This is a genomic window from Nonomuraea mesophila (assembly GCF_004352805.1).
Classification (GTDB): domain Bacteria; phylum Actinomycetota; class Actinomycetes; order Streptosporangiales; family Streptosporangiaceae; genus Nonomuraea; species Nonomuraea longispora.
This window is the reverse complement of the sequence record NZ_SMLD01000267.1, coordinates 1-8180: the sequence shown is the minus strand read 5'-3', so window position 1 is coordinate 8180 and position 8180 is coordinate 1. Positions and strand designations below refer to the sequence as shown.

6 protein-coding genes are annotated in these 8180 nt (G+C 73.2%); 4 read left to right on the top strand and 2 right to left on the bottom strand.

Going from position 1 to position 8180, the window contains the following annotated elements; genetic code table 11:
- Positions 1-643: 643 nt before the first annotated feature.
- Complete coding sequence (locus tag E1295_RS45765; RefSeq protein WP_132641310.1) at positions 644-1291, bottom strand: TetR/AcrR family transcriptional regulator C-terminal domain-containing protein; 648 nt, start codon at positions 1289-1291, stop codon at positions 644-646.
- 74 nt (positions 1292-1365) lie between these two features.
- On the opposite strand from E1295_RS45765, the gene E1295_RS45760 reads away from it, so the two are divergent.
- Positions 1366-2940, top strand: coding sequence for an ABC-F family ATP-binding cassette domain-containing protein (locus E1295_RS45760; protein ID WP_132641308.1), 1575 nt, complete (start codon positions 1366-1368; stop codon positions 2938-2940).
- On the opposite strand, the gene E1295_RS45755 is transcribed toward E1295_RS45760, so the two are convergent.
- Entirely contained in the window at positions 2937-4142 is a 1206-nt protein-coding gene (locus E1295_RS45755; RefSeq protein ID WP_132641306.1) for an ROK family transcriptional regulator, read from the bottom strand. The genes E1295_RS45760 and E1295_RS45755 overlap by 4 nt on opposite strands.
- A 141-nt stretch (positions 4143-4283) precedes the next feature.
- Between E1295_RS45755 and zwf the strand changes: the two genes are divergently transcribed.
- The 3 genes from zwf to E1295_RS45740 all read left to right on the top strand — a co-directional run.
- Positions 4284-5816 carry a glucose-6-phosphate dehydrogenase gene (zwf, locus tag E1295_RS45750; protein WP_281284813.1) on the top strand — a complete coding sequence of 511 codons (1533 nt, stop codon included), beginning with the start codon at positions 4284-4286 and terminating at the stop codon, positions 5814-5816.
- Between the two features lie 67 nt (positions 5817-5883).
- Positions 5884-7827, top strand: a complete 1944-nt coding sequence (edd, locus tag E1295_RS45745) for a phosphogluconate dehydratase (RefSeq protein WP_132641302.1) — start codon at positions 5884-5886, stop codon at positions 7825-7827.
- A 171-nt stretch (positions 7828-7998) separates the two neighbouring features.
- Positions 7999-8180 (top strand): glucokinase (locus tag E1295_RS45740; protein ID WP_181958148.1); only part of this gene is annotated, 182 nt, incomplete at its 3' end.

Here is an 8180-nt window from a genome sequence, read left to right as displayed (position 1 = left end):
CCGCTCGCCCCGCCGCTGTTCCGCCCCGCAGTGCCCGGGTCGCCGCGTCCCGGCCCTCCGCTGTTCGGCCGACCAAGGCCGCCAAGCCCCGCTCGCGGACGACCCCACCCGTGGCCCGCCGGCCCGATGCGCGAGCCGGCCGGCTCGCCGCCGGCCGGCCCGATGCGGGGACCGTCCACCGTGCCGCCACCCGGACCGGATCCCGCACCGCTCGGTCCGTCGTCCGGTCCGTGGAAGCCGTCGTCTCAGGGGCCGCTTCCCGTCCTTCAAAGGCCAGACGTTCCGGACCTGCTCAGCGCGAAGCGGTGAGGCCCAGCGCGGCCACCCGCAGCGCCGGCGGCAGGCTCGGTCTCGCGGGCTCCACCGGCGGCGCGCAGGCGACGGACCGGCTTCGCCAGCGTCCCGCGGGTGACATGTCGCCACGGCACACGGCCGGCCGAGCGCGTCGTCACGGCGAGCAACCCGTTGGCCTTCACGACCGGCCAGGACGGGCGGTCACTGGGGGCGGCGCGTGCGGTGACGTCGGCTTGCCGTAAAGGAAGGATCGGCGAGTAGCGCGTACGGCGCGCGACTCGCGCAGGACGCCAGCAGAAGTCCGTAAGACGCGGCGGATTCGAGCAGGACGTTAGCGAACCGGGTCGGCTCAGCCGACCCGGTGGCGCTGCATTCCGTCGAGGAGGTAGCTGAGGCCTTCGGTGAACGTGGCGTCCCAGCCGCTCCCACCGTCGGGGAAGTCGAGGCCGTGCTCGGCGAGTGACGGGTAGAGGTCCGCGCGCTCCCGGAGGAACGCGCCGGTGCCGCCCGGGTCGCGCTGCTGCCACGTGACCTGCATGATGACCGAGCCCATAACGTAGTTGGCCAGGCTGTAGGCGGCGCCCTTCGGGGCGGGAAAGCCCGCCTCCGCCAGCGTCTCGTACAGGAACTCGGTGCGCTCCAGCGCGTTGGGACCCATGAGCGGGCGGTCGAGCATGGTGGCCGACCAGGGGTGGCGCAGCAGCGCGGCCCGCCAGCCGCTCACCAGGTCGCGCGCCGCCGTCCGCCAGCCGGCTTCGCGGCCGGGCAGCGGCACCTCGTGGAAGACGGCGTCGAGCGCCAGGTCGAGGACGTCGTCCTTGGTCTTGACGTGCCAGTAGAGGGTGGTCGAGCCGGTGTCGAGCCGCTCGGCCAGGCGGCGCATGGTCAGCCGGCCGACCCCTTCCTCGTCGAGCAGCGCCACCGCCTCGGTCACGATCCGGTCGAGGGTGAGCGTCTGCCTGGGCGCCTTCGCTGGGCGCGACCACACGGTGTCCACCCACGAGATAATACGTTGTGCGAGAGACCGGATCGGTGGTCTAGTTGTAGAACGACGATCGAGTGGAGGTCCGGGTGGGGCACATCGAGGTGAGCGGGCTGACCTACCTGCTGCCCGACGGGCGCCCGCTGCTGCGGGAGGTGTCGTTCAAGGTGGGCGACGGCGCCAAGGCGGCGCTGGTCGGGCCGAACGGCGCGGGCAAGACCACGCTCCTGCGGCTGATCGCGGGCGAGCTCGCCCCGGCCGCCGGCCGCGTCTCAGGCAGCGGCGGCATCGGCGTGATGCGGCAGTTCCTCGGCTCGGGCACCGTGCACGACCTGCTGCTGAGCGTGGCTCCGCGAGCCGTCCGTGAGACGGCCGCCGCGCTGGACGCGGCCGGTTCGGCGATCGCGCTGCGCGACGACGAACCACGCCAGCTCGCCTACGCCCAGGCCATCGCCGACCACGCCGACGCGGGCGGCTACGACCTGGAGGTCGTGTGGGACGTGTGCACGACCGAGGCGCTGGGGCTGCCGTTCGCGCAGGCCGCGGGCAGAGAGGTGGGCACGCTGTCGGGAGGTGAGCAGAAGCGGCTCATGCTGGCGGCGCTGCTGCGCGGGCCGGACGAGATCCTGCTGCTCGACGAGCCGGACAACTACCTCGACGTGCGGGGCAAGCAGTGGCTGGAGCGGGCGGTCAGGGAGTCGGCCAAGACGGTGCTGCTCGTCTCGCACGACAGGTGGCTGCTGGCCGAGACGGCCGGCCGCATCATCACGGTCGAGGGGCGCGGGGCGTGGGTGCACGGCGGCGGGTTCGCCGGATACGCCGAGGCCCGCAGGCGGCGCGCGGAGCGGCTGGAGGAGCGGCGCGGGCGCTGGGAGGACGAGCGGGCCCGGCTGCGCGGCCTGGTGCACACCCTCCGGCAGCGCTCGGCGAACAACGACGCGCTCGCGGGCGCGTACCGGTCGGCGGTGACGAGGCTGGAGCGGTTCGAGCGGGCCGGACCGCCCGAGCGCGCGCCCAAGGAGCAGAACGTGCGCATGCGGCTGCGCGGCGGCCGCACCGGCAAGCGGGCGCTCACGTGCGAGAACCTGGAGCTGAGCGGCCTGATGCGGCCGTTCTCCACGGAGATCTGGTACGGCGAGCGCGTCGGCGTGCTCGGCGCCAACGGCACCGGCAAGTCGCACTTCCTGCGGCTGCTGGCCGGCGAGCCGATCGCCCGCACCGGCGTGGCCCGGCTGGGCGCCAGGGTCACGCCCGGCCATTTCGCGCAGACTCACGAGCGGCCCGATCTGCACGGACGCGCCGCGGCCGACGTCGTGATGCGCGAGCACGCCATGACCCGCAACGAGGCGATGGCGGCGCTGGCCCGCTACGAGCTGGCGCCGGCGGGCGGGCAGCCGTTCGAGACGTTGTCGGGCGGGCAGCAGGCCCGGCTGCAGATCCTGCTGCTCGAACTGTCGGGGGCGACGCTGCTGCTGCTCGACGAGCCGACCGACAACCTCGACCTGGCGGGCGCGGAGGCGTTGCAGCGGGGCCTCGCCGGTTTCGCGGGCACGGTCCTGGTGGTCACGCACGACCGGTGGTTCGCCGCCGGTTTCGACCGTCACCTGATCTTCCGCGCGGACGGCCGCGTGCAGGAGAGCGCCGAGCCGCGCTGGGACCTCTAGCCGGAGGCCGCGCTCTGCCGGCGCAGGGCGGAGACCGTCATGGCCTCGTCGACCGCCTCGGGCGACAACACGTGGTCGAGCACCATCACCGCGCAGCCGCTGATGCCGGCGCCCGCGCCGAGCCGGCTCGGCTCGATGCGCAGCCGCCGGGTCGCCAGGGCGGTGGAACGGCGGTAGACGACCTCGCGGATGCTGGACACGAGCGGCCCGAACGCCTCGGCGACGTCGCCGCCCAGCACCACCACCGACGGGTTGAGGATGTTGACCGCCCCCGCGAGCACCTCGCCGATCCTGCGTCCCGCCTCGCGCACGGTGGCCATCGTCTCGGCGTCGCCCGCCCGCACCAGCGCCGTCACGTCGGCGATCGTCGTGACGTCCTTGCTGAGGGCCCGCAGGTCGCGCAGCAGCGCGGTGCCGCTGGCGACGGAGTCGACGCAGCCGGTGTTGCCGCACCGGCACAGCACGTCGCCGCCGTCCAGCACGGGGATGTGCCCGATCTCGCCCGCGGCGCCCAGCGCGCCGCGCAGGATCTCGCCGCCGGCGACGACGCCCGCGCCGATCCGCGTCGAGATCTTCACGAACATCAGGTCGTCCAGGTCGGGGTAGACGCCGCGGTGCTCGCCGATGGCCAGCACGTTGACGTCGTTGTCGACGAGCACCGGGACGGGGAACCGTTCGTGGATGATCGGCGGGATCACCACCCCGGTCCAGGAGGCCATCACGCGGGCGCTCTCCGTGCGGCCCTGCGCGAACTCGACCGTCGCGGGCACGCCCATGCCGACGCCGGCGACCATCGAGCGGGGACGTCCGCCGAGCAGTTCGTCCCAGGTGTCCATGAGCAGCGGCAGCACCACGTCGGGGCCCTGCTCCACGTCCATCGCGAACTCGCGCCCGTCGAGCTCGTGCCCGGCCAGGTCGCAGACGGCGACCCGGGTGCGGCTGGCGCCGAGCGCCGCGACCAGCACCACGCCGCCCGAGGCGTTGAACTCCAGCCGGACCGGCGGCCTCCCACCGGTGGAGGGCGCGTCGGCGCGCTCCACGACCAGGCCGCGTTCCAGCAGCTCACCGACGCGCAGCTGCACCGCTGGGCGTGACAGGCCGGTCACCCGGCCGAGGTCGGCGCGTGTCACGGCCTCTCCTGAGCGGATGAGGCGGAGCACCTCGCCACTGGTGGCGAGGGTCGCGGCAGTACGTCGAGGCATCGGCTAAGTGAACCACACGGGGTTAGGTAATGAAAAGTCGTGACTTTTTTATCTGAGATGCCAAAACTCCGCTTGTGTACGAACCAAACTCCGGTTATTGTCCGTTCTGTCCCTAGTTGGTAGATCATGGAGCCCTCAACCGTGTCCCCCCTCTCGTCCTCACCCGCAGATCACCCGCACACCGCGGACCTCGTCGTCTTCGGCGGGACCGGCGACCTGGCCATGCGCAAACTGATCCCGGCGCTCTACCACAGCGACAGGGACGGCCGGCTCTCCCCTGAGTCCCGCGTCATCGCCATGTCCAGGGGCGGGCTGACCGACGCGGACTTCCGCGGCAAGGTGGACGCCGAGGTACGCGACCAGGTGCCGGCCGACGACCAGGCCGGCTGGCAACGTTTCCTCGGCCGCCTGCACCACGTCTCGGTCGACGTCGGCAGAGACGTCGCCGGCAGGAACACGGGTGGCGGCACGGATGGTGGCACGGGCGGGACCGACCGGCGGGGCTGGGGTGCGCTGGCCAGGCTGCTGGCCGGGCACGAGCAGCGCGACCGGGTGTTCTACCTGGCCAGCCCGCCCCGCACGTTCGGGCCGTTCTGCCGCGAGCTCGACGAGGCCGGGCTGGTGACGCCGCGCTCCCGCGTGGTGCTGGAGAAGCCGCTCGGCCATGACCTGACGAGCGCGCAGCGCATCAACGACGAGGTCGGCGCCATCTTCGACGAGCGCCAGATCTTCCGTATCGACCACTACCTGGGCAAGGAGACCGTGCAGAACCTCCTGGTCCTGCGCTTCGCCAACGCCTTCCTCGAGCCGATCTGGAACTCGCTCTGGATCGACCACGTCCAGATCACCGCGGCCGAGACCGTCGGGACGCCCGGCAGGCGCGGCTACTACGACCACGCGGGCGCGCTGCGCGACATGGTGCAGAACCACCTGCTGCAGTTGCTCACGCTGACCGCGATGGAGCCGCCCGCCCGCAGCGACCGCGAGGCCGTGCGCGACGAGAAGGTCAAGGTGCTGCAGGCGCTGCGCCCGATCACGGGCACGGAGGTCGAGCGCTTCACCGTACGCGGCCAGTACGTCGGCGCGGACGGCATGCCCGGCTACCTCGACGAGCCCGCGTCCACGCCGCCCACCGAGGCCTCGCGGAGGGTGGAGACGTTCACCGCGATCCGGGCCGAGGTGAAGAACTGGAGGTGGGCGGGGGTGCCGTTCTACCTGCGCACGGGCAAGCGGATGCCGTACCGGCGCTCGGAGATCGTGGTGCAGTTCAAGGACGTGCCGCACTCCATCTACCCGGGCGGCGCGCCGAACCGGCTGGTGCTGCGCCTGCAGCCGGAGGAGGGCATCCGGCTGGACATCATGGCCAAGATACCGGGCGCGGGCGAGGTGACGCTGAAGCCGGTGCCGCTGTCGCTGAGCTTCGGCGAGACGTTCTCGGCGCGGGTGCCGGAGGCGTACGAGCGGCTGCTGACCGACGTACTGGCCGGGAACCCGACGCTGTTCATGCGGCGGGACGAGGTGGAGGCGGCCTGGCGCTGGATCGACCCGATCCTGCACGCCTGGGAGTCGCAGGCGGAGCTGCCCGAGCCCTACCCCGCGGGGACCACCGGTCCCGCGGGCGCCCACGAACTCCTCGGCCGCAGCGGTCGCGCGTGGCACGAGGAGGGCGCGTGAACCAGCGCGCGAAGCTTACCTGCCGATGGAGAGACCTCGGGTTCACCGGCCCGACGAAGGAGCGTGCATGAACCCCGTCATTCAGCAGATCACCGACCGGATCGCCGAGCGGAGCGCCGCGAGCCGGGCCGCGTACCTGGCGCGGATCCGCCGTGACGGCGAGGCCGCGCGGGCTAAGGGGCCCGCGCGGGCGCACCTCGGCTGCGCGAACCTGGCGCACGGCTTCGCGGGCGCCTCGGGCGAGGACAAGCCCGCCCTGCGCGGCACGGCGAAGCCCGGCGTGGCCATCGTGACCAGCTACAACGACATGCTCTCCGCGCATCAGCCGTACGAGACGTACCCGCAGGAGCTCAAGGCCGCCGTGCGCAGGGCCGGGGGTGTGGCGCAGGTGGCGGGCGGCGTGCCCGCGATGTGCGACGGCATCACGCAGGGGCGGCCCGGCATGGAGCTGTCCCTCTACAGCCGCGACGTGATCGCCATGGCCACCGCGATCGCGCTGTCGCACGACATGTTCGACGCGACGCTGCTGCTGGGCGTGTGCGACAAGATCGTGCCGGGGCTGTTCGTCGGGGCGCTGCACTTCGGGCATCTGCCGGCGGTCTTCGTGCCCGCCGGGCCGATGACGTCCGGCCTGCCGAACAAGGTCAAGGCCCGCACCCGGCAGCTGTTCGCCGAGGGCAAGGTGGGCAGGGACGAGCTCCTGGACGCCGAGGCGAAGTCGTACCACTCCCCCGGCACCTGCACCTTCTACGGCACCGCCAACTCCAACCAGGCGCTGATGGAGGTCATGGGCCTGCACCTGCCGGGCTCGACGTTCGTCAACCCGCACACCGAGCTGCGCCACGCCCTCACGGCGGCCGCGGGGCGCAGGGCCGTGCAGATCACCGCGCACGGCGAGCAGTACACGCCGATCGGCGAGGTGGTCGACGAGAAGGCCATCGTGAACGCCTGCGTCGCCCTGCTCGCCACCGGCGGCTCGACCAACCACACGCTGCACCTGGTGGCCATGGCGGCGGCCGCGGGCATCGTCCTGACCTGGGACGACCTGGCCTGCCTGTCGCGGGTGGTGCCGTCGCTGACGAAGATCTACCCGAACGGCCAGGCGGACGTGAACCACTTCCGCGACGCCGGCGGCATGCAGGTGCTCATCGGTGACCTGCTGGACGAGGGGCTGCTCCACGCCGACGTGCTGACCGTCGCGGGGCGCGGACTCGACCGCTACCGCGAGGCGCCCGCCCTGGTGGACGGCGAGCTGCTCTGGTCGCCGGTCACCGGCGGCAGCGCCGACCTGGACGTGCTGCGTCCCGTCGCCGAGCCGTTCGCGGCGGACGGCGGGATCCACATGGTCGAGGGCAACCTGGGCCGGGCCGTCAGCAAGGTGTCGGCGGTCAAGCAGGAGCACCTGGTGGTCGAGGCGCCGGCCAGGGTCTTCGACGACCAGCTCGACCTGCTGAAGGCGTTCGAGGCGGGCGAGCTGGACGGGCAGGACTTCGTGGCGGTCATCCGCTACCAGGGGCCGAGCGCGAACGGCATGCCCGAGTTGCACAAGCTGACCTCGCCGCTGGCCGTGCTGCTCGACCGGGGGCAGCGGGTGGCGATCGTGACCGACGGGCGGATGTCGGGCGCGTCCGGCAAGGTGCCCGCGGCCATCCACCTGTCGCCCGAGGCGGCCGACGGCGGGCCGATCGCGCTGGTGCGCGACGGCGACGTCGTCAGGCTCGACTCGGCGGCGGGCACCCTGGAACTGCTGGTGCCGGCCGGGGAACTGGCCGGGCGCGCGCCCGAGGGACGGCCGCTGAGCGACGCGCAGTGGGTCGGGACCGGGCGTGAGCTGTTCGCCGCGTTCCGCCGGATGGCGGGGCACGCGGAGCAGGGTGCCGGGATCTTCGGGGTGAGCGGCGCCGAGTCGCCGCACCACGGCCCCGGGCTGGGCTTCCCCGCGGAGGCGGGCTCCTCGCACCTGGAGGCCGGCGCCCCCGTGGGCGCCCGCCCCGCCGGGCTGGTCCGGTGACGGTCCGGCGAGGGCTCGCGCCGGCTCGGACGATCCGGCCGCCCTGGAGGGCACGGCCGGCACGTACGGCGCGGACGGCGCGAACAGTGCGGACGGCGCGGACAGTGCGGACGGGCGTGGCATGCTGCGGTGTGAGGGGAGCCTTCTTGACGCCGGACGCCGGAGGTGCGGGTGAAGGCCTTCGACCTTCCGTGGCTGGTCGCCGACATCGGCGGGACCAACGCCCGGTTCGGCCTGGTCACCTCGCCGGGGGCGCGGCCGTCGAACGTCGCGGTCCTGGCAGGGTCCGCGTACGCCACGCTGCCCGACGCCGTGGAGGCCTATCTCGCCGGGTACGCGGGTGGGGTGCGGGG